Annotated in this window: 19 protein-coding genes; 5 read left to right on the top strand and 14 right to left on the bottom strand. The window is 66.9% G+C overall.

Features of this window, described 5'->3' with window-relative positions; translation table 11 throughout:
• Positions 1 to 602, bottom strand: a 602-nt coding sequence (locus AD89_RS0101410) for a LemA family protein (RefSeq protein WP_025776824.1), incomplete at its 3' end; no start/stop codon positions are given.
• Positions 603 to 795: 193 nt separating this feature from the next.
• On the opposite strand from AD89_RS0101410, the gene AD89_RS0101415 reads away from it, so the two are divergent.
• Positions 796 to 1,977, top strand: a complete 1,182-nt coding sequence (locus AD89_RS0101415) for a glycosyltransferase family 4 protein (protein ID WP_025776825.1) — start codon at positions 796 to 798, stop codon at positions 1,975 to 1,977.
• Positions 1,978 to 2,224: 247 nt separating this feature from the next.
• Here AD89_RS0101415 and AD89_RS0101420 read toward each other — a convergent pair whose 3' ends face one another.
• The 10 genes from AD89_RS0101420 to AD89_RS0101470 form a co-directional block, all read right to left on the bottom strand.
• Positions 2,225 to 2,794 (bottom strand): cysteine hydrolase family protein, encoded by a 570-nt coding sequence (locus AD89_RS0101420; protein ID WP_231488344.1) that lies wholly within the window; start codon positions 2,792 to 2,794, stop codon positions 2,225 to 2,227.
• A 105-nt stretch (positions 2,795 to 2,899) separates the two neighbouring features.
• The gene (locus AD89_RS19135; protein WP_025776827.1) at positions 2,900 to 3,832 is read right to left on the bottom strand and encodes a hypothetical protein; all 933 of its coding nucleotides are present in this window, start codon (positions 3,830 to 3,832) and stop codon (positions 2,900 to 2,902) included.
• 188 nt (positions 3,833 to 4,020) lie between these two features.
• The gene (locus tag AD89_RS0101430) at positions 4,021 to 4,671 is read right to left on the bottom strand and encodes an energy-coupling factor transporter transmembrane component T family protein (RefSeq protein ID WP_025776828.1); all 651 of its coding nucleotides are present in this window, start codon (positions 4,669 to 4,671) and stop codon (positions 4,021 to 4,023) included.
• Positions 4,668 to 5,396, bottom strand: coding sequence for an energy-coupling factor ABC transporter ATP-binding protein (locus AD89_RS0101435; protein WP_025776829.1), 729 nt, complete (start codon positions 5,394 to 5,396; stop codon positions 4,668 to 4,670). Before AD89_RS0101435 ends, AD89_RS0101430 begins: the two co-directional genes overlap by 4 nt.
• Complete coding sequence (locus AD89_RS0101440) at positions 5,393 to 6,049, bottom strand: biotin transporter BioY (protein WP_025776830.1); 657 nt, start codon at positions 6,047 to 6,049, stop codon at positions 5,393 to 5,395. Before AD89_RS0101440 ends, AD89_RS0101435 begins: the two co-directional genes overlap by 4 nt.
• A gap of 182 nt (positions 6,050 to 6,231) precedes the next feature.
• Complete coding sequence (gene guaA / locus AD89_RS0101445; RefSeq protein ID WP_025776831.1) at positions 6,232 to 7,815, bottom strand: glutamine-hydrolyzing GMP synthase; 1,584 nt, start codon at positions 7,813 to 7,815, stop codon at positions 6,232 to 6,234.
• Positions 7,816 to 7,985: 170 nt separating this feature from the next.
• Positions 7,986 to 8,423 (bottom strand): DUF3817 domain-containing protein, encoded by a 438-nt coding sequence (locus AD89_RS0101455; protein ID WP_025776832.1) that lies wholly within the window; start codon positions 8,421 to 8,423, stop codon positions 7,986 to 7,988.
• Between the two features lie 2 nt (positions 8,424 to 8,425).
• Positions 8,426 to 9,376, bottom strand: coding sequence for an SURF1 family protein (locus AD89_RS0101460; protein WP_231488347.1), 951 nt, complete (start codon positions 9,374 to 9,376; stop codon positions 8,426 to 8,428).
• 54 nt (positions 9,377 to 9,430) lie between these two features.
• Positions 9,431 to 10,564: a GuaB3 family IMP dehydrogenase-related protein gene (locus tag AD89_RS0101465; RefSeq protein WP_025776834.1), complete on the bottom strand. Its 1,134-nt coding sequence runs from the start codon at positions 10,562 to 10,564 to the stop codon at positions 9,431 to 9,433.
• Positions 10,565 to 10,699: 135 nt separating this feature from the next.
• Complete coding sequence (locus AD89_RS0101470; protein WP_025776835.1) at positions 10,700 to 11,602, bottom strand: LysR family transcriptional regulator; 903 nt, start codon at positions 11,600 to 11,602, stop codon at positions 10,700 to 10,702.
• Positions 11,603 to 11,781: 179 nt separating this feature from the next.
• Between AD89_RS0101470 and AD89_RS0101480 the strand changes: the two genes are divergently transcribed.
• Positions 11,782 to 12,570 (top strand): LysE family translocator, encoded by a 789-nt coding sequence (locus AD89_RS0101480; protein WP_025776836.1) that lies wholly within the window; start codon positions 11,782 to 11,784, stop codon positions 12,568 to 12,570.
• A gap of 90 nt (positions 12,571 to 12,660) precedes the next feature.
• On the opposite strand, the gene AD89_RS0101485 is transcribed toward AD89_RS0101480, so the two are convergent.
• The 3 genes from AD89_RS0101485 to panB all read right to left on the bottom strand — a co-directional run bounded on the left by AD89_RS0101485 (position 12,661) and on the right by panB (position 16,179).
• Positions 12,661 to 14,073, bottom strand: a complete 1,413-nt coding sequence (locus AD89_RS0101485) for a mechanosensitive ion channel (protein WP_081770301.1) — start codon at positions 14,071 to 14,073, stop codon at positions 12,661 to 12,663.
• A 211-nt stretch (positions 14,074 to 14,284) separates the two neighbouring features.
• Complete coding sequence (gene panC, locus AD89_RS0101490; RefSeq protein WP_025776838.1) at positions 14,285 to 15,184, bottom strand: pantoate--beta-alanine ligase; 900 nt, start codon at positions 15,182 to 15,184, stop codon at positions 14,285 to 14,287.
• A complete protein-coding gene (gene panB / locus AD89_RS0101495; protein ID WP_025776839.1) occupies positions 15,184 to 16,179 on the bottom strand; it encodes a 3-methyl-2-oxobutanoate hydroxymethyltransferase in 996 nt (331 codons plus the stop codon). The genes panC and panB overlap by 1 nt, the downstream gene beginning before the upstream one ends.
• Before the next feature lie 330 nt (positions 16,180 to 16,509).
• On the opposite strand from panB, the gene nadA reads away from it, so the two are divergent.
• From nadA to nadC, 3 genes are read left to right on the top strand one after another with little or no spacing between them, the layout of a single operon-like run.
• Positions 16,510 to 17,793 carry a quinolinate synthase NadA gene (gene nadA, locus AD89_RS0101500; protein ID WP_025776840.1) on the top strand — a complete coding sequence of 428 codons (1,284 nt, stop codon included), beginning with the start codon at positions 16,510 to 16,512 and terminating at the stop codon, positions 17,791 to 17,793.
• Entirely contained in the window at positions 17,793 to 19,466 is a 1,674-nt protein-coding gene (gene nadB, locus AD89_RS0101505; RefSeq protein WP_025776841.1) for an L-aspartate oxidase, read from the top strand. The genes nadA and nadB overlap by 1 nt, the downstream gene beginning before the upstream one ends.
• Positions 19,460 to 20,311: a carboxylating nicotinate-nucleotide diphosphorylase gene (nadC, locus tag AD89_RS0101510; RefSeq protein ID WP_025776842.1), complete on the top strand. Its 852-nt coding sequence runs from the start codon at positions 19,460 to 19,462 to the stop codon at positions 20,309 to 20,311. Before nadB ends, nadC begins: the two co-directional genes overlap by 7 nt.

Genomic DNA, 20,311 nt, shown 5'->3' on the forward strand with positions numbered 1-20,311 from the left:
GAGGCGGGGCCCGCCAAGCCGGGCCCGCCGTCGTCATCGATCGCTTCGGTGAACGGGGCGCGGGGCTTGAAGACCCCGCCGAAGAGACGGGAGACCAGTCGCTCCCGCTGTCGGTGATAGCGGTCGACGTTCGTATTGTAGAAGCGGGAGCCTGCGAGGATCCGTTCGGTGAGCACCTGCAGCTGACCGTGCAGCAGCTGGATCGTCGTGTCGACCTCGTCGTTGACCGCTGCCTGCTGGGACCGGGCAGAGTCCGAGGTCAGGGACCTCTCCGGCCGCGTCGCGGGGATGAGGGCGGCGTCGTCGACGGCGGCGGTCAGGGCGTTCTCGGCCGCGGCTCCACGGTGGTCGAAGGGAGCCCGTTCGGCGGAGGCGAGCGCGAGTTCGAGCCGGGACAGGTCGTGCCCGGCGATTTGCTGGAGCGTGCCGATATAGGCGGGTACGAGAGCGTGGCGGGCGCGGATCTCACCGATGAGCTGGCGTCTGGCCTCGTCGCACAGCGACCGGGCCATGGACAGCTGATTGAAGCGCAGGACGATGAGGACGACGAAGAGGACGATGAGGGCGGCGAGTACACAACCGCCGACGATGAACCAGACCATGGCCGATCTCCTCGTTCCCTGTGCTGCGCGAGCTTTTCCGACACCTCAGTTTACGCGGGGTTCAGACTCGTCGCGAACAGGCCACCACCCGGACACCGGAGCGTCTGTGCGCTGGTCCGATTTCGGCCAGATGTCGCCGACCGGTCGCCTTCGGGTCACGCAATCGTCACCCGGGAGACCTTAGCTGGGAATCGTGAGAGTAGCGATCATTGCAGAATCCTTCCTCCCCAACATGAATGGGGTCACCCACTCACTCCTGCGGGTCCTCGACCATCTGGCCGACCGCGGTGACGAGGTCCTCGTCATCGCTCCGGGCACGCGCAGGGACGGTCCGAAGGAGGTCGCAGGCGCCCGCATCGTCCGGGTTCCCTCGATCGCCTTGCCGAAGTATCGGCGCATCCGCGTGGCTCCCGGCGGCGTCACCCGCATCCGCCGGCTGCTGCAGCGCTTCGCCCCGGACGTCGTCCACCTGGCCAGCCCGTTCGTCCTCGGTTGGCGTGGGGTGCTGGCTGCCCAGGCGCTCAATCTGCCGACCGTGGCGATCTACCAGACCGAGGTTCCCGCCTATGCCGCCCGATACGGCATGCACGGCATCGAAGCCATGCTGTGGAACCATGTGCGCAATATCCACCAGCATTCCTCTCTGACTCTGGCCCCGTCGTCGTACACGATCGATCAACTGGAAGGGCTCGGTGTCGCCGAGGTGGCCCTGTGGGCCCGTGGGGTCGATTCCTCCCGCTTCGACCCGGGTCACCGGTCCGAGGCGTGGCGTCGAAGCGTTGCCCCGGAGGGGGAGAAGATCATCGGCTTCGTCGGCAGGTTGGCCGCGGAGAAGCAGGTCGACGACCTTGCCGCGCTCACCGATCTGCCCGGGGCGAAGGTTGTCATCGTCGGTGACGGTCCTTGGCGGACGCGTCTGCAGCGGCTGCTGCCGGAGGCGCATTTCACCGGGTTCCTCGGCGGAGATGCCCTGGCCCAGGCGGTGGCGAGCTTCGACCTCATGGTCGCACCGGGCGAACTCGAGACCTTCTGCCAGACCATCCAGGAGGCCATGGCCTCCGAGGTGCCGGTCATCGCCCCTGCCCGAGGCGGCCCGCTCGACCTCGTCGACTCATCGCGGACCGGGTGGCTCTACACCCCGAAAGACCTGCGGGCCATGCGAGCGCATGCGGCGGACCTCCTCGGCGACGAGGCGAAACGTCGGGCCTTCGGGGTCGCCGGCCGTGAGCAGGTGCGGGCCAGGAGTTGGAAGAGCGTGTGCTCGCAGCTCGTCGGCCACTATTCGCGGGCGATCGAGAATCCCGCCCCGCAGGTGCTCGGCCGCGGGTTCAGCTCGATGGTCAACTCCGGGCTCGAGAACCCTCTGCCCTACTGACAGTGCCCACGCTGCCTGACTGCCGGCGGCTCTTTCACCGACCGCTCACCTTACCGTCGCTGTATCAAGTTATACAGTGAGCGCTGGACGCTGAGGTGAGCAGTCGACGAAAACGCGGGCCGCTGAGGTGAGCGTTGGACGCTGAGGTGAGCGGTCGGCGCGCAGGTGAGCGGTCGGCGAAAGCGCGAGCCGCTGAGGTGAGCGGTCGACGCTGACGTGAGCGGTCGGCGCTGAGAAGCTGATGCACTCAGCCGAGGTTCGCCGACCAGTCGGCGACGGTGAGCACTGCCGCCTGTTTGGGGAACACCTTCTCGGTGAGCACCTGGTGGACCTCGGGGTCGCGGTCGGCGCAGGCGTCGGAGAGCACCGTGAGTTCGAAGTCGAGATCGGCAGCCTGACGCACCGTCGAGAGCACGACACCGCTCGTGGCCACACCGGCGAGCACGAGCGACGTCGCCGCGTAGCCGCGCAGCAGAACTTCGAGGTCGCTGCCGGTGAAGGCGCTGATGCGGCGCTTCGTCACGATCGGTTCCCCCTGATGACGGTCAAGAGTGTCGTGGATGCTCGTCGAGGCATGCGCCTCATCGAGGTCACCATGGGCGGCGATCTGCGCGAACGATGCCGTTGCGGCCAACTCCGGGTGTCCCTCGCGCAGGGCCACACGCACCCAGACGACGGGGATGTCGTGGCTGCGGGCCGCGGCGACGGCGTCCCGTGCGCGTTCGAGCACACCGGTCGCAGCGAAAGCCTCGTCGCCGGCGATGCCGTTCTGGAAGTCCATGGCCAACAGGACGGTGTTCGCGGTGCCGGTCATCATGTCTCCTTCGGTTCGGGTGGGGGTTCGCCCCCTCTGTCGCCGAGGCTACTCCTCATACCGGATGATCCGCTGAGACCGATCTTCAGATGCGCTGGGTCTTCGGGTTCATCGTCCGATTGCCCGCCGAGCCGCTTCACCCAGGGCGCGGATCTGTCGCTGCAGATCACGGCCTGCCGACTGGCCGGGAGCGAACAGTGCGCCGTTGTCGACCCAAAAACGCGCTGGTATCATGGATGGTGAAGCAACGTCATGCCCCGGGCTACCGGATAATCCCGGCCCTTGGGAAGACGGCCCCCTGGTGAATGCGGAAGCACCCAGGGGGTGCTTCATATTCAAGGGCTTTCCATCGACGGCATTGACCATCGTCAGCTTTCCCTCTCGCAGTGTCGGCTCAATAAATCTCGCATCGTCCCGGGCGATGTTCCGCTGCACCGCCCATGACATCACGTCCGCCGACCACAACAGCGGTTCAGACCCCATTCGACCGTGGGCAAACGCCACATCGGAGTGAATCGCACCCGACCGGCGCAGCTTATCGACGACCTGCTCATCAACAGCGTTGAGCTTCTGATCCCTGTTGTTGTCAGCGACGATCCCGCGCACGGCCTCGTCTCCGGTGCCGCTCGTGAGGTTGCGGACGAGCCGGTCCAGGCACAGCGCCCTGGCGCGAGCTATGTCTCTCCGAGCGTCACCTGCCATCGGCATCTTCACTGCGATGACGTTCCACACCGATTCCTCGGTGACCGCCTCGATCATCTCGACGATGTCACCGCGGTCGACATCGCTTCCGCGGAACTTCCTGTTCGTGTGCCAATAGGTTCCGCCGGCCACACCCACGAGTCGCTCGCGAACGGAGTCCAAGCGAGCAGAGGAGAAGATGACCGCGGCCATCTGATAGAACGACACCTCCTGCCCGACTCTGCCCTCCCCCGCGACGGCCGGCTGCCTCATCGACTCGTCGATGAACGCGATCGGGTTCGGGGCAGCTGAGAGGTAGAACCTCTCCAGTACAGGCGCCTGCAGGCTCGGGCTCGACATGGCTCCGCTCTCATCCGAAACAGCTGTCCGTTTTCGACAACGTGCGACGAACACTACGGGGCGGTGCTGACACAGCACCGCCCCGCCGGCTTTTCATTCAGCCGCTTCGCCGACCGCTCAAGTCCGCATCGTTGTATCAAGCTATGCGATGAGCGATCGACGGCAACTCGAGCGGTCGATCGAGACGGTCAGTCCACGATGCCGCGGGCGTCGAGGGCTCGTCCCGTGTCCTGCGCGTATTTCACCGACCGCAGGATCGCCGGCACCACTCGGGCCTTGATGCTCGAGTCCAGTCCCCTGGCCCGGGCGGCGCGTTCGGCCTCGCCGAGCAGACCGGAGATATGCGAGATCGCCCGGACCATGAGGCTCGCGGTCAGTGCGATCGCCTCGGTGTTCGCGCCGACGAAGCGCAAGGGTGAGACCAGCACCGTGAACGTGTCGAGCAGCTGCGCCACCGACGTAGTCAGGGTGAGGATCAGGGCCGCCTGCACACAGGCGAACACGGTCCCGCCGACGGCCAGACCCGACTCCACGGACCCGAAGAGGTACTGCAGCCCCATGACGATGGCCACGAGCACCGCCACATAGTTCCATGTGCGCAGGAAGTGCGTCACCCGCAGCCGGGCGGTGAAGCCGACGACGACGAGGACAGCGAACATCGACCAGTTGATCGCCGCGTCGCGGAAGATGAGCGCGACGATGCCGATAACGGCGATCACCCCCAGCTTCACCCCCGTCGGCACCGAATGCAGCCATCCCCGAGGATGCGCCACCTTCCCGAAGAGCTGCGGCCTGGCCTTGATGCCGGCGTTCGTCCGCCACGTCACCGACCGGGTCATGGCGTATCGCTCATGATGAGGTTCCGGTAGGCGGCGACCGCCTCGGCGGGGGTGGAATCAGCAGCGATCCGACCGTCGTCGACGACGATCGCGCGCTGGGCGATCTGCGCGAACTCGAGGTCATGGGTGGTGAGGATGATGCGCACCCCGCGCCTGGACACGAGATTCTGCAGATGCACGCGCAGGCGCTCCTGGTTGCGCAGGTCGAGCAGGGTCGTCGGCTCGTCGAGGACGAGGATCTGCGGATCGACCGCGAGCACCGCAGCCAGGGCCACGAGCTGACGCTGACCGCCGGAGAGTTCGTAGACGCTGCGTTCGGCGAGGTCGGCGATGCCGAGCTCGTCGAGCACCGCCAGGGCCGCGGCCCGCCGCTCACGCTTGGGCACGGACTTGCGCAGGGACAGCTCGATGTCCTCGATCGGGGTCGGCATGACCAGCTGCGCGGCCGGATCGGTGAAGACGAAACCGACGCGAGAGCGCACCTTCGTCGGCTGCCGGCGCGGGTCGATACCGTCGACGAGGACCTCGCCGGCATTCGCGGTGACCAGCCCGTTGAACAGCTGCAGCAGGGTCGATTTGCCTGAGCCGTTGGCGCCGATGACGGCGACGACATCCTCGGTGAGGGTGAGGGTGATGTGTGTGAGGATCGGGCGCACGACATCGCCGTCGGGTCCGTCATCGAGGACTCCGACGCCGACGTCGCTCAACCGGATCTCACGTGTCACTTCGCGTCCCGCTCCTGACCGGTCGCCGCCGATTCCACGCTGATGCCGCGACGACGCAGCACATCGGGGAACGCACGGTGGATGAGCACCGCCACCGAGGCGGCCAGGATGTTCTTGACAATGTCACCGGGCCAGTAGGCGAGGTCCGCGACCGCAGCCACGCCGAGCGGCAGATCGCCGTTGATCGACATGCCGAGAATGCCCAGCGGGTGGTTGAGCAGGAGGCTGCCGCCGAAGCCGCCGAGGAACAGCACCACACCGAGCTTCATTCCTCTGAAGCGGCGCACGGCCCAACGGGCGATGAACCCGGCGAGGAGGGCGTAGAGGGCGAAGGAGAGGATATAGCCGGCGCTCGGGCCGGCGAGGACGCCGATTCCGCCGCGCATCCCCGAGAAGATCGGGAGTCCGATGAGCCCGAGGACGACGTAGAGCAGGGTGGCTGAGAAGCCGCGCCAGGGTCCGAGCACCATCCCGCACAGGGCGATAGCGAAGGTCTGCAGGGTGATCGGCACACCGAGGGGACCGACCGGGACCGGCGGCATCATCGCGAAGGCGGCGAGCATCGCCGCGAAGACCGCGACGAGGGCGATATCGCTGCCGGCCGAGCGAGGACGGGTGATGCCCGCCGAGGTGGTGCTGTGGGTCGGTGTCATGAGTACTCCATCGGTCGTGATCCTCCCCGACCGGGATCGGGGACGCTCGAGGCGGCCCCGAGCACCCTTCCACTGTAACTGAACGGTGTTCAGGAACGGTAGTCGGGGTCGCGGTCGGGGCCGCCTCGGCGAGGGTGTCCGCACGTTCACGTGCGCAGGACCCCCTCAACGGTCGCGGAGGGTCACTCCCATTCGATCGTGCCCGGAGGCTTCGAGGTGACGTCGAGGACGACGCGGTTGATGTCATCGACCTCGTTGGTGATGCGGTTCGAGATCACGCAGAGCACATCGTAGGGGATGCGCGTCCAGTCGGCGGTCATCGCGTCCTCGCTCGAGACCGGGCGCAGCACGACGGGGTGGCCGTAGGTGCGGCCGTCGCCCTGGACGCCGACGGAGCGGACATCGGCCAGGAGCACGACCGGACACTGCCAGATCTCTCCGTCGAGGCCGGCCTTCGTCAGCTCTGCGCGGGCGATCGCATCGGCCTTGCGCAGGATGGTCAGGCGCTCCTCGGTGACTTCGCCGATGATGCGGATGCCCAGGCCGGGCCCGGGGAACGGCTGGCGGGAGACGATGACCTCGGGCACGCCGAGTTCGCGGCCGATGGCGCGGACCTCGTCCTTGAACAGGGCGCGCAGGGGTTCGATGAGCTGGAACTGGATGTCATCAGGCAGGCCGCCGACGTTGTGGTGGCTCTTGATGTTCGCGGTGCCCGATCCCCCGCCGGATTCGACGACGTCGGGGTAGAGGGTGCCCTGGACGAGGAACGCGATCTCTTCGCCTTCGCCCTCCTGGGCCTCGAGCACGAGGTCGGCGGCAGCGGTCTCGAAGGTGCGGATGAACTCGCGGCCGATGATCTTGCGCTTCTCCTCCGGGTCGGTGACCCCGGCGAGCTGCGACAGGAACTGCTCACGGGCGTCGACGGTGACCAGGCGGACGCCGATCGAATCGACGTAGTCCTTCTCGACCTGGACGCGCTCGTCCTGACGCAGCAGACCGTGGTCGACGAAGACACAGGTGAGCTGGTCGCCGATGGCCTTATGGACCAGTGCTGCGGCCACGGAGGAGTCGACTCCGCCGGACAGGCCGCAGATGACCTTCTTGTTCCCGACTCGGGCGCGGATGAGTTCGACCTGCTCGTCGATGACGGATTCGTTCGTCCAGTCGGCTTCGAGGCCGGCGACGTTGAACAGGAAGTTCTCGAGGATCTTCTGCCCGTTCTCCGAGTGGAGGACCTCGGGGTGCCACTGCACGCCGGCGAACCTCTTCGCCTCGCATTCGAAGGCCGCGACGGGAGTGTCAGGGGTGGAGGCGAGGACGTCGAAGCCGGCGGGCGCCTCGGCGACGGAGTCCCCATGGGACATCCAGACCTTGTAGTTGCCCGGGGTCTCGGCCAGCAGTGCTCCGGTCTGGGACACGGAGACCGGGGTCGATCCGTATTCGCGCTTATCGGTCTTGGCCACGCGTCCGCCGAGCGCGGTCGACATCAGCTGGAAGCCGTAGCAGATGCCCATCGTGGGCACTCCGAGGTCGAACACGGACGTGTCGAAGCTCGGTGCGCCGGCGTCGTTGACGCTCGAGGGGCCACCGGAGAGCACGATGGCCACAGGGTTCTTCGCGGCGAACTCGGACGCCGGGGCGTCGTGGGCGATGATCTCCGAGTACAGACCGGCTTCGCGGATGCGGCGCGCGATGAGCTGGGCGTACTGGGCGCCGAAATCGACGACGAGGACAGGGGGCACCTGCGTGCTCTGGGATTGCGTCATGATCCAATTCTAAGCGTCGGCGACCGAACGCCCGAATTCGGGGCCAGCACTGTCCTCGGGGACGATGCGCACGAGTCGGCGGGCCGCCTCGGTGGGGGTGAACCGGACCGGTTTCGCCACCACGGTCGAGTACGGAACGGCGGGCCGCCTCGGTGAGGGTGGATGCTGTCCTAGGACCTGGGGGCGACGACGACGGCGGCTTCGAGCTCCGCGTCGACCTGACGGTGGATGCGGCGCTCCAAGATGAACGACATCACGGGCACGACGCCGGCCAGGGCGAGGATGAGGTAGCGGCCGAGGCTCCATCGCATCTGCTGATTGAGCCAGAAGCACCCGATGAGGTAGACGACATAGCACCAGCCGTGGCAGATCGCGATGGCCGCGGCGAGGTTGAAGCCGCCGAAGTTCAGGGCTGTCTCCGAGTCGGCGGCGATGAGGTACTTGTAGATCATCTCGACCGTGAGGATGAGCAGCATCGTGCCGGTGATGAACGCCATCACGCGGTAGAACTTCAGCGCATTGCGGGCCGAGGTGAAGCGTTTGACGCTCCACACCTCGTTCTCGTCGAAATCGGGGCGGGAGTCCAAGGACTCGTGTTCTTCGCTCACGCTCAGTTTCCTCCGGTCGTGGAAGTGTCGGTGTCGGTCGGGCCGGGCGTGTCTCCGGCCTTCTTCCCGGGTCTCTTCCCGGGTGTCTTCCCGGTTTTCCGTCCACCGTGACGATGGGCCGGCAGTCCGGTCAGTCCGGACATCACCTCGGGGTCGATGGTCGCGTCGCCTGCGGGCTTGACGACAACATACTCGACGCGCTTCTCCGATTCCTGGGAATCCTCGCCGAGGCGGCGCCTGAGGTAGTCGTCGCGCAGCAGCTGGCCCCACATGTAGAGGGCCATGGCTGCGAAGATGATCCATTCGAGGGCGTAGACCGCCGACTGCAGATCAAATCCGCCTGCGTCGCGCGTCGTCGTGGTCGGAACCTGTTCGAGGCCGTCGGTGCCCACGGAGGCGGCGGCACCGGTGGCCTTCTCCGGGATGAGGAATCCGGAGTAGGTGAGCAGGTCGGGGAACAGGTTGATGATCTGCGAGGTCGAGACCGTGTGCACCTGCCCCTCGGGCAGATCGTTGCCCTCGACGGGGCCTTCGATGGGTCCGATGCGCGCGGTCAGTTCGACCTGGCCGTCCCGGGCGGTCGACGTCATCGCCGTGTCCTCGTCGGTGGTGAAACCGCGGACGACGGGGATCGCGATCGTCTTCTTCTCGGCGTTCGCAACCTTGACCCCCTCACCGAGGTGGCCCCCGTCGGGGGCGAACATCGTGACGACCCAATACCCGGTCTCACCGTCCTGGACGCGACCGGGGACGACGATCTGGGCGTCGGGGATCCAGTGTCCTGACAGGCTGACCCGCTGGTCGGCGAGGATGCCGGGCATCGGGGCCTGGGCATCCATGACGTCGTTGAAGTCCTTGAGTTCATCGACTGCGGACGATTCCGCGACGTCGTTCTTGTGCTGGGCCCGGTCGACCTGCCATGCGGAGAGTCCGACGAAGCAGGTGACGAGCACCAGGACGAGGAGCAGGGACCCCAGCCATTTGGGAGTCAGTGCCAGGCGGAACAGTCAGACCACCGAACCGGTCTGGTAGGGCGAGACGGTGACGTCGACGCGTTGGAATTCCTTGAGGTCGAGGTAGCCGGTGGTCGCCAGTGCCCGCCGCAGGGCACCGGCGAGGTTGAGTTCGCCGATCGCGGTGCGGCCGGGGCCGAAGAGGACCTGTTCGAGGCTGCCGACGGTGCCCAGTTCCACGCGGTGGCCGCGCGGCAGGTCCGGGTGGTGGGCTTCGGCACCCCAGTGCATGCCGCGACCGGGGGCTTCGGTCGACCGGGCCAGGGCGGTGCCGAGCATGACGGCGTCGGCGCCGACTCCGAAGGCCTTGACGATCTCGCCGCTGGTGCCGAGTCCGCCGTCGGCGATGACATGGACGTAGCGGCCACCGGATTCGTCCATATAGTCGCGTCGGGCGGCGTGGACGTCGGCGACGGCCGTGGCCATCGGGGCGTGGATGCCCAAGGTCTTGCGGGTGGTGGCCGCCGCTCCCCCGCCGAAGCCGACGAGGACACCGGCGGCACCGGTGCGCATGAGGTGCAGGGCCGCGGTGTAGGTGGCGGCTCCGCCGACGATGACGGGCACATCGAGTTCGTAGATGAACTGTTTGAGGTTGAGCGGTTCGGTGTGGGTCGAGACGTGCTCGGCCGAGACCGTGGTGCCGCGGATGACGAAGATGTCGACACCGGCGTCGATGACGGTCTTGTAGAACTCCTGGGTCCGCTGCGGGGTCAGGGCACCGGCGACGGTGACTCCGGCCTCGCGGATCTGCTCGAGGCGGGCGGTGATGAGTTCGGCTTGGATGGGTGCGGAGTAGAGCTCCTGCATCCGGGAGGTCGCCATCTCCGCCGGCAGCTGGGCGATTTCGGCCAGCTGCGGGGTCGGATCCTCGTACCGGGTCCACAGCCCTTCGAGGTCGAGGACGCCGAGGCCGCCGAATCGACCGAGGGCGATGACGGTCTCCGGGGACATGGCCGAGTCCATGGGGGCGCCGATGAAGGGCAGCTCGAACTGGTAGGCGTCGATCTGCCAGCTCAGGGACACGTCTTCGGGGTCACGGGTGCGGCGAGCGGGGACGATGGCGATGTCATCGAGCGAATAGGCGCGACGGCCGCGCTTGCCTCTGCCGATTTCGATTTCAGAACTCACCCCAACAGCCTATCCCACCACCCTCCCGGCGGGGTCTCAGCCCACTATGAGGAACAGCGCATCTCCCCTCCCAGGACTACCCGACGGGGGCCCAGCAACCTGGCGCGAGGTTGCTGGGCCCCCGTCGGGTAGCAGTTAAGGGGTGAGGTGGGGTGCGACGGCTTCCTTCGCTGCTGTGGCGAAGGCACGGACGTGGGGTAAGTGCGCGTCTTTGTCGCGGATGTGCATGACGACTCGACGCATCGGGACGGGGTCGGTGAGGTCGACGGCGGTCAGGCCGGGCGGCAGCTGCAGAGTCGAGAGCCGCGGGAGGACCGTGACGCCCATATGCGACGCCACCAAAGCCAGAGCCGCGAAGTCGTCCTCGCAGGCGGCGAAGCTCTTGCGTTCGAATCCGGCCGCGGCGCACGCATGGTCGACGACCTTGCTCGAGGGCCCGGCCCACATGTCGTAGTCGACCCAGTGCTCGTCCTCGAGATCGATGAACGGCACGGACTGACGACTCGCGAACCGGTGCCCCTCGGGAACCACGACCCGATAGTCATCGTCGAAGAGCGGAATCCGCGTCATCTCCGGCAGGTGGTTCTCCCCGTCCTGCGGGGCTTCGGCGCGGATCTCGATGAGGCAGTGCCCGCGCCGATTCTTCGCCGGCTCGTTGAGCTGGATATCGAATCGCAGATTCGGATGATCCCGGGCCACAGCATCGATGATGCCCGGCAGCAGACGCGCGTTGAACGAGGTGAACGCCGCGATCCGCAGCCGGGGCCTGCTGACGTTGCGGAATCCCTCGACCAGATCATCGAGGCGGCTCACAGCGGTGAAGACCTCCGCGGAGTCATCGGCCAGGCGTCGGCCGAGTTCGGTGATCTCGATGCCGCGGCCCGACCGCCGGTAGAGCGGCGCCCCGACGGCCTTCTGCAGGGTGGTGATGTGCTGACTGACGGTCGCCGGGGTGTAGTTGAGGTTCTTCGCCGCGGCGACCACGGAGCCGGTGGCCGCGACGGCCCGCCAGACCCGCAGACGATTGAGATCCCACATGCCCTCAAGAGTAGTCGCCGACCACCCGAAATATCATTAGGCATGACCTGATGATCGTTCACGATCAATTGCTTTTCCCGATTGATCGTTTCCGGCAGAATGGTGCTCGGCTCCGCCGACATCGGAGACCACCGTGATACTTCATCCCCGCCGACCGTCCTCACCCCCGAAGGAGTGCCGTGACCGGACCCGAGATCCTCACCATCACCGGAGCTGCGGCCGCGCTTGCCGTCACGCCCGGCCCCGAGACGATCCTGACGATTCGCCTGTCCTCGCTGCGCCGCAAGGCCGGGCTCGTCTATGCGCTCGGCACGGCCACGGGGACCGTGGTCTGGATGATCCTCGCGCTCACCGGCGTCTCCGCCCTGCTGACCGTCTACCCTGCCGCAGTCCAGGTGCTCAAGATCGGCGGCGGCCTCTATCTCTGTCTCCTCGGCGTCCTCGCCGGTCGGCAGGCCCTTCGCCTGCGCCGTGAGGTGAAGGCCGCCGAGGCGGCTGGTGGCCCCACCGCGGATGTCTCCCCCGCGTCGTCGACCGGGCCCGCATCGGCCGGGCCCGCAGCGACGGTGCCTGGATCATCCGGGCCCGCAGCGTCCGCCGCTTCCGGCACTCCCGACGGCCCCGTCACGGAGATCGCCCACGCCATGGAGACGACCTCATGGGGCCACCTGCGCTCGCTCGTGTCCTATCGCCGCGGCATCATCTCCTCGCTGTCCAACCCGAAGGTCGGCCTGTTCTTCCTCGCGATCCTGCCGACCCTCGTGCCCGCCTCCCCGACCGGCATCGACTACACAGTGCTCGTCGCTCTGATCCTCGGCGTGCTCCTGTCCTACCAGCTCGTCCTCGCTTGCCTGGCCAGCCTCGCCGCATCGGCGATGGCCCACCGCAGCGCCGACTTCGTCATCGAGGCCGCTTCCACGCTCATCCTGCTCATCATCGGCGTCGCGGTCATCGCGATCCCCCTCTGATGCGCGGATTCCCCGAGCACACGAAAGGGGCGGGGTCCGAGGTCGATCCTCGGCTGCCCCGCCCCTTCGGTTCGGTGCGCAGACGCTCACTCAGCTCTCATTCGCCGAGGAGGCTCCCCCACTTCCGCTGCCACCGCCGTCAGTGCGCGTTCCGGTCCCCGGTGTGCCGCTGTCGACGGCGTCCGGGTTCGTCTTCTCGGCCGCCTCGGCGAGGTCGACCTTGTCGAGCACCTTCGCGGCCGCGTCCCGTCCGCCGAGGCCGAAGGCCAGAGCGGCTGCCGCAGCACCGCCGATGACGACGGCTCCGAAGGCGAGGTTGATGATCGAATCGGCCAGGCCCATGTAACGCAGGCCCATCGCGATGAACAGGGCGATCGCCGAGTAGCGCAGCACCTTGGACGCGAGGTTGTTCGTGATGAACTTGCCGATGATCGCGGCGATGAGGAATCCTGCGGCGATGATCGCAGCGCCGAAGAGCACGCTGCCGCCGAGGTCGAGGATCTCATTGAGGATGTTCGTAATCTCGGGGAATCCGAGCATCCGAGCGGCCATGATCGCGAAGAAGATCATGATGGCCACCTGCACGAGACGGGTGATCACATTGGAAGCACTGGTGCCTTCGGGCACGATCCCGATCTCATTGATGGCTGTGTCGGTGCCGATGCCCTGGAGGATCTGCTCGAGCAGATTGCCGAGGAACTTGGCGATGACGAAGCCGATGACCAGCAGGATGCCGGCGGCGATGATGAGCGGGATCGCGTTGAGGAATATCTGGAGCATCTGCTGGGCCGGCTCCGAAATCGCCCTGATGCCGAGAACCTGCAGCGCCGAGATCGCAACGACGATGATGATGATCCCGAAGACCAGGTTGCCGATGAGGTTCGAGATCTTCGCGTTCGCCTCCGCGTCCGGGTTCGGCGCATGGCCGGGGTGGCCGCCCTGCGGCGGCATGCCCTGTTGACCCTGCGGCGGCATGCCTGGCTGACCGCCCGGCTGACCCTGTGCGGGATACTGCTGGGTGGCACCGGGTTGCGGTTGAGCATGTCCGGCACCTTCGGCCACCCCGGTGGCCTTGTCGCCGAGTGAGCGGAACTTCGACGTCAGCTTCGTCAGATCCACAGCATTGAGTGCGGTCTGGACGAGCTGTTTGGCGATCTTCGCGAAGACATAGCCGATGAAGAAGATGAATCCTGCGCCGATGATGTTCGGCAGGAATCCGAAGATTCCATCGAGCAGACCCTGCAGCGGAGAAAGCACCTGATCGAGGTTGAACAGCTGGAGAACGGCGATGAGTCCGAGCAGCCAGATGACGAGTCCGGCGATCTGCCCGACCGACTTGCCGATCTGCTGACCATTGCTTCCGTCCCGCTGCAGAGCAGGGACCTTGGTGACGAGTTTGCCGATCGCCCATTTGACGATGGCGGCGAGAATCCAGGTGACGATGAGAATGACGATTGCCAGCCCGACTTTCGCCAGGACCGACCAGATATCCATACCTTGCATGTCGCTTATCTCCTTCGAACTCAGCGAATCGACAAGTTCTGTTTCCTCTTGCTGATTTTGAGTCTATTCTCAGAGAACACTGAGAACAAGGGTCCAGCGGCGGATAGCTGACAATTGAAACCACAGATGTCGACGCATCCCGGTCGATTACATAGGCATATGTCGATCGCTCAACAGAATCGTCATAAACCGATCACAATCCCATCTCGAATCAGAATTCCAGCGGCAGATTGTCGATGAGATGAGTCCCGCCGACCGTCGCTGAGACGAGCAGGAGTGCGGACCCCGTGAAATCCGGTGGGCACGGCTGCAGGGTTGCGGCCTCGACGAGGCTGCAGTAGATGATCTCGAGATCGCCGCGCTCGGCCGCCGGTTCGAGTTCGGCGAGCGCGGCCGCCTCGACGGCGGCCGGCAGGCCTGCACCTGTGCCACTGCCGCTGCTGCCGCCACCGGCGCTGGGCTCCGCCGTTCCACGGCCCCGCTCGGCCGCCTCGGCGGCGGCATCGAGGGCCCGCGGAATCGCCAGGGCACGGGCACGATCGTCGGCGGCCAGGTAGGAATTGCGGCTCGACATGGCCAACCCGTCGGCGTCACGGACGACAGGCAGACCGATGAGCTCGATATCGAAATTGAGGTCGGCGATCATGCGTTTGACCAGGACGAACTGCTGAATGTCCTTGAGCCCGAAGACCGTGACATCGGGAGCGATGAGAGTGAAGAGCTTCGCCACGACGGTGAGCACCCCGTCGAAGTGCCCGGGTCTGGCCGCGCCTTCGAACACCGCCCCCATGCGCCCGGCGACGACCCGCACCTCGGGCGCGGACGGGTACATCTCCGCGAGCGCCGGAGCGAAGACGAAGTCGACTCCTGCCTCCTCGCATTTCTTCAGGTCCTCTTCGATCGGTCGCGGGTACTGGACGAAGTCCTCGTCGGCGCCGAACTGGAGCGGATTGACGAAGATCGAGGCCACGACGAGATCCGACTCGGATCGGGCACGAGTCATGAGCGCCTGATGCCCGGAGTGCAGGGCACCCATCGTCGGGACGAGTCCGACGCGGCCGGACTGTTCTGCCCGCCACCGACGCAGCGCCTGGATGCCGCCGACCTCCATCAGTCGAAACTCCTCTCGGGCTCGGGGAAGACCCCGGACTTCACGTCCTCGACATAGGAACCGACAGCCTCGGTGAGCACGGAATGCAGGTCGGCGTAGCGCTTGACGAAGCGCGGGGCCCTCCCCGTGCGCAGGCCCGCCATGTCCTGCCACACGAGGACCTGGGCGTCGCAGTCCGCGCCGGCGCCGATGCCCACGGTCGGGATCGGCAGTTCGGCGGTGACCTGGCCGGCCAGCCCGGAGGGCACCATCTCCATGACCACGGAGAAAGCGCCCGCCTCGGCGACGGCGCGGGCGTCGTCGAGCAGCGCCGTGCCGGCTTCGCCGCGGCCCTGGACCTTGTAGCCGCCGAGGTTGTGCTCGGCCTGCGGGGTGAAGCCGATGTGCGCCATGACGGGGATGCCCGCCGTCGTGATCGCCTTGATCCGGGAGGCCATCCGTGCCCCGCCTTCGAGTTTGACCGCGTGGACTCCGGCTTCCTTCATGAAGCGCACGGCCGTGGCCACGGCCTGCTCATCGGAGATCTCGTAGCTTCCGAAGGGCAGGTCGGCGACGATGAGTGCTCGGCTCGTCGCCGAGGCGACGGCCCGGGCGAGCGGGATGAGTTCGTCGACCGTGACCGGCAGGGTGGTCGCATGGCCGTAGACGTTGTTCGCCGCGGAGTCGCCGATGAGCAGGGCCTCGACCCCGGCCTGTTCGAACAGGGCCGCCGTGTACTGGTCGTAGCTGGTCAGCATCGCCCACCGCCGGCCTTCGGCCTTGGCTTTGATGAGGTCGAGGGTCCGGATTCGCCGAGGCGGCGCCGCCGGCGCGGACACCGGACCGCCGTAGGGGGCGGGCTGCTCGGCCGAGGCGGCCCCTGCCGGGGCACTGCCGCCGGCAGTCCCGCTGCCGGCTGTCACGTTGCCGTCAATCCCGTTGCCGGAAGTCGCACTGCCGGCCCCGTCGGTGTCGGGCGTGGAGGTGAACTGGTTCGAATGTGCCGCTTCGGGCATGGGAATCCTTCGGATAAGCGATGTCGTCGGTGCCGGCGCGGGCGGGGCGAGGCCGACGCTTCGATCCGAAGCCTCGGTGACTCTCACGGGGGCGCCCACCGCAGTGCGCATCGACTCGGATTGCGAGCCAGACCACAGCCTATTGCATCACCGAGCGCAGAGCCATCGACCGTCACAGCGCAGAGCCATCGACCTCCGAGTTGTATATTGCCCGCCCCCAGGATTAAGCTCAAATCTGCGCAAAGAAATAAACGCACAAGTGCGCAAAACATTTCGGGCGGTTTCACCTCGTGCGAGGCGCGGGTTCCGCCCACCGAGCGAAGGACGATGATGACCACGACAGCTTCGATCGAACTCACCCTCAAGGACATCTCTGCCTCGGGCGCGAACGACGACATGTGCTCGACGGAGCTGCTCGATGCGCCGTGGGACGTCGACGAACGCTCCGGCTACGGTCCCGGTTCCTCGATGGCCGACCCGATCCCGGTCGCCGCTCCACGTCAGGGCGATATTCCCGACGGATACAAGCAGGCCTCGCCGGAGGAGCTCGACGCCCGCATCCGCGCCGCCAAGGCCACCCTCGGTGATCGCGTCGTCATGCTCGGCCACCACTACCAGAGGGTCGAGGTCGTCGAACACGCCGATTACATCGGCGACTCGTTCATGCTGGCCCGGGCTGCCCAGAATCATCCGGAGGCCGAGGCCATCGTCTTCTGCGGTGTCCACTTCATGGCCGAGACCGCCGATCTGCTGTCGAAACCGGAGCAGTCGGTCATCCTGCCCAACCTCGCCGCCGGCTGTTCGATGGCCGATATGGCCAGCATCGATCAGGTAGAGGACTGCTGGGAGCAGCTGGCCGAACTCTTCGGCACCGAACCCGATGCCGACGGTCGCGTCCCGGTCATCCCCGTCACCTACATGAATTCCTCGGCCGCGATCAAGGGCTTCTGCGGCCGCAACGGCGGAATCGTGTGCACCTCCTCGAACGCCGAGGTGGTCCTGGAATGGGCCTTCGAACGCGGACAGCGCGTCCTGTTCTTCCCCGACCAGCACCTGGGCCGCAACACCGCGGTGAACATGGGCATCGGTCTGGACGAGATGCCGCTGTGGAACCCGGCCCGGCCGCTGGGCAACAACGACGAACAGACCCTGGGTGAGGCCCGCGTCATCCTGTGGCAGGGCTTCTGCTCCGTGCATAAGCGCTTCACCCCGGCCCAGATCGCCAAGGCCCGCACCGACCATCCGGACGTGCGCGTGATCGTCCACCCCGAATGCCCGCGTGAGACTGTCGAGGCCGCCGATGAGGCCGGGTCGACCGCGTACATCACGAAGGCCATCGCCGAGGCGACCGAACCGACCACGTTCGCCATCGGAACAGAGATCAACCTCGTCCAGCGGCTGGCAGCCGAGCATCCGCAGCATGAGATCTTCTGCCTCGATCCCGTCATCTGCCCGTGCTCGACGATGTACCGCATCCACCCCGGCTACATCGCGTGGGTCCTCGAATCCCTCATCGACGGACAGGTCGTCAACCAGATCTCCGTCGACGCCGAGGTGGCCGATCCCGCCCGCGTGTCCCTGGAGCGGATGCTCGCCGCGAAGCCGCGGATCTGATGAGCCGCGTCATCGTCGCAGGCTCCGGAATCGCGGGGCTGACCGCGGCACTGCGCCTGTCGGGCCGTCACACGGTCACGCTCGTGACGAAGGATCGCCTCGGCGAGTCGAACACCGAGTGGGCGCAGGGCGGCATCGCCGGTGTCATCGGCCCCGACGACACGGTCGACGCTCATGTCGCCGATACGCTCACCGCAGGTGCCGGACACTGTGATCCGGAAGCCGTGCACACCCTCTGCGAAGCCGGTTCGGACGCGATCGTCTCCCTCGCCGAGGCTGGGGTGGACTTCGACACCGACCCGGCCGGAGTCTGGGCCAGGGGAATGGAGGGGGCGCATTCATACCCGCGCATCTTCCATTCCGGAGGCGATGCGACCGGACAGGCGATCAGCACCGCACTGGCGCAGAAGCTGCGCACCGAGGTCGCCGCAGGACGAGTCACCCTGCTCGAGGACACGATGCTCGTCGACATCCTCACCAGCGACGACGATCGCCGGCCGGGTCGAGCCACCGAAGTCGCCACAGCCACCGGGATCACCGTGCTCCGCGACGGCAGCGTCGAGACCCGGGCTGCCGATGCGATCGTGCTGGCCACCGGCGGTGCTGGACAGCTCTTCGCACACACGACGAACCCTGCAGCTGCTACCGGAGACGGTTTGGCCGCCGCCATCCGTGCCGGTGCCGAGGTCGCCGATCTCGAGTTCTTCCAGTTCCATCCCACCGCCCTTGTCGGCCCCGGCTTCCTCATCTCCGAGGCCGTCCGCGGTGCCGGCGCTCTCCTCCTCGATGAGCGGGGCCGCCGGTTCATGGCTGATGTCGACGATCGTGCCGAGCTCGCCTCCCGTGATGTCGTCGCTCTCGCCCTGCACCGGCGCCAGGCGGAGCAGGACGGACGTCCGTGCTTCCTCGATGCGCGGGCCGTCCCGGATGGGAAGGCCAAGTTCCCGAGCATCACCGCCGGTCTGGCCTCTCAAGGACTTGATCTGTCCCGGGATCTCATTCCCGTCACTCCCGCCGCCCACTACTTCATGGGCGGGGTGGCCACGGATCGAGACGGTCGCACGAGCATCGAGGGACTCTTCGCTGTCGGGGAGGTCGCGTGCACCGGAGTCCACGGCGCCAATCGGCTGGCCTCGAACTCTCTGCTCGAGGGCGCGGTCTTCGCCGCCCGCGCCGCCGCGGCGATCGACGCACTGCCGGTCAACAGAGACCATGAACTCCCACTCCCCCAGTTCCGTTCATTCCACCAGACGGCACTGACACGAACCGAGCTGCAGGGCCTGACCTGGGCTCATCTGGGTGTGGAGCGCACGGCCGCGGGCCTGCGGACCCTGCTCGACCGCCTCGGTGACGATGCCCGCAAAGCCGGCACCACCACCAACAGCGCCCGCAAAGCCAGCACCACCACCAACAGCGCCCGCATTGCCGGCACCTCCACCGACGGTGCCCGCAACGCCGATGATCACCCCACCGCCCCGGCTGCGGCCCGAATCGAGGCACTCGAGACCGCGAATCTCGCCCTCATCGCCGAACATATGGCTCGGCATGCCCTGGCCCGCGAGCACAGCCTCGGCGCGCATACCCGCACCGACACGACACTCGCGTCGTCGACGACCGCGCCGTCCACCGCCACTTCGCCCACCGCTCTGCTTCAGGAGGCCACCGCATGCTGACCGCATCAACCATCGATTCCGCACTGCGCACAGCCCTCGACGAAGACGCGCCCTGGGGCGATATCACCGGCGAAGTCTTCATCCCCGCCACCGCCTCGGCGAGGGCCGAACTGCGTGCCCGCGACGACGGAGTGCTCGCCGGAATCGAGGTCTTCGCCCGCGCCTTCGCCCTCGTCGACCCGAATGTCACGGTCGACCTCGCCGCTGCCGACGGAGACTCTTTCACCGCAGGTCAGGTGCTTGCCACGGTCGCGGGCCCTGCACGAGCGGTGCTGCAGGCGGAGCGGATCGCGTTGAACTTCTGCCAGCGGATGAGCGGAATCGCCACCCAGACTTACGCCTTTGTCGATGCCGCTGCCGGGCGCGCACGCATCGTCGACACCCGCAAGACCACCCCGGGCCTGCGGGCGTTCGAGAAGCACGCCGTGGTCTGCGGCGGCGGGCACAATCACCGTTTCGGGCTCTCCGATGCGGTCATGGCCAAGGACAATCATCTCGCCGTGCTCACCGGTGCCGGGCTGTCCGTCGCCGAGGCGATCCGCACCGCCCGTGCCCGTCTGCCGCACACGACGAGGATCGAGGTCGAGGTCGACCGGCTCGACCAGGTGCCCGCGGTGCTCGACGGCGGCGCCGATGTCATCATGCTCGACAACTTCACCCCGGCTCAGCTGCGCGACGGCGTCGCACTCATCGATGGTCGTGCCGTCGTCGAGGCCAGCGGCAATGTCACTCTGGAGACGATCCCGGAGATCGCCGCCACCGGCGTCGACGTCATCTCCTCGGGCGCGCTGACCCACAGTGTCCGTGCGATCGATCTCGGTCTCGACCTGACCCTCGAGGCCTGA

The organism is Brevibacterium sp. VCM10, assembly GCF_000583215.1.
GTDB classification, from domain to species: Bacteria; Actinomycetota; Actinomycetes; order Actinomycetales; family Brevibacteriaceae; genus Brevibacterium; species Brevibacterium linens.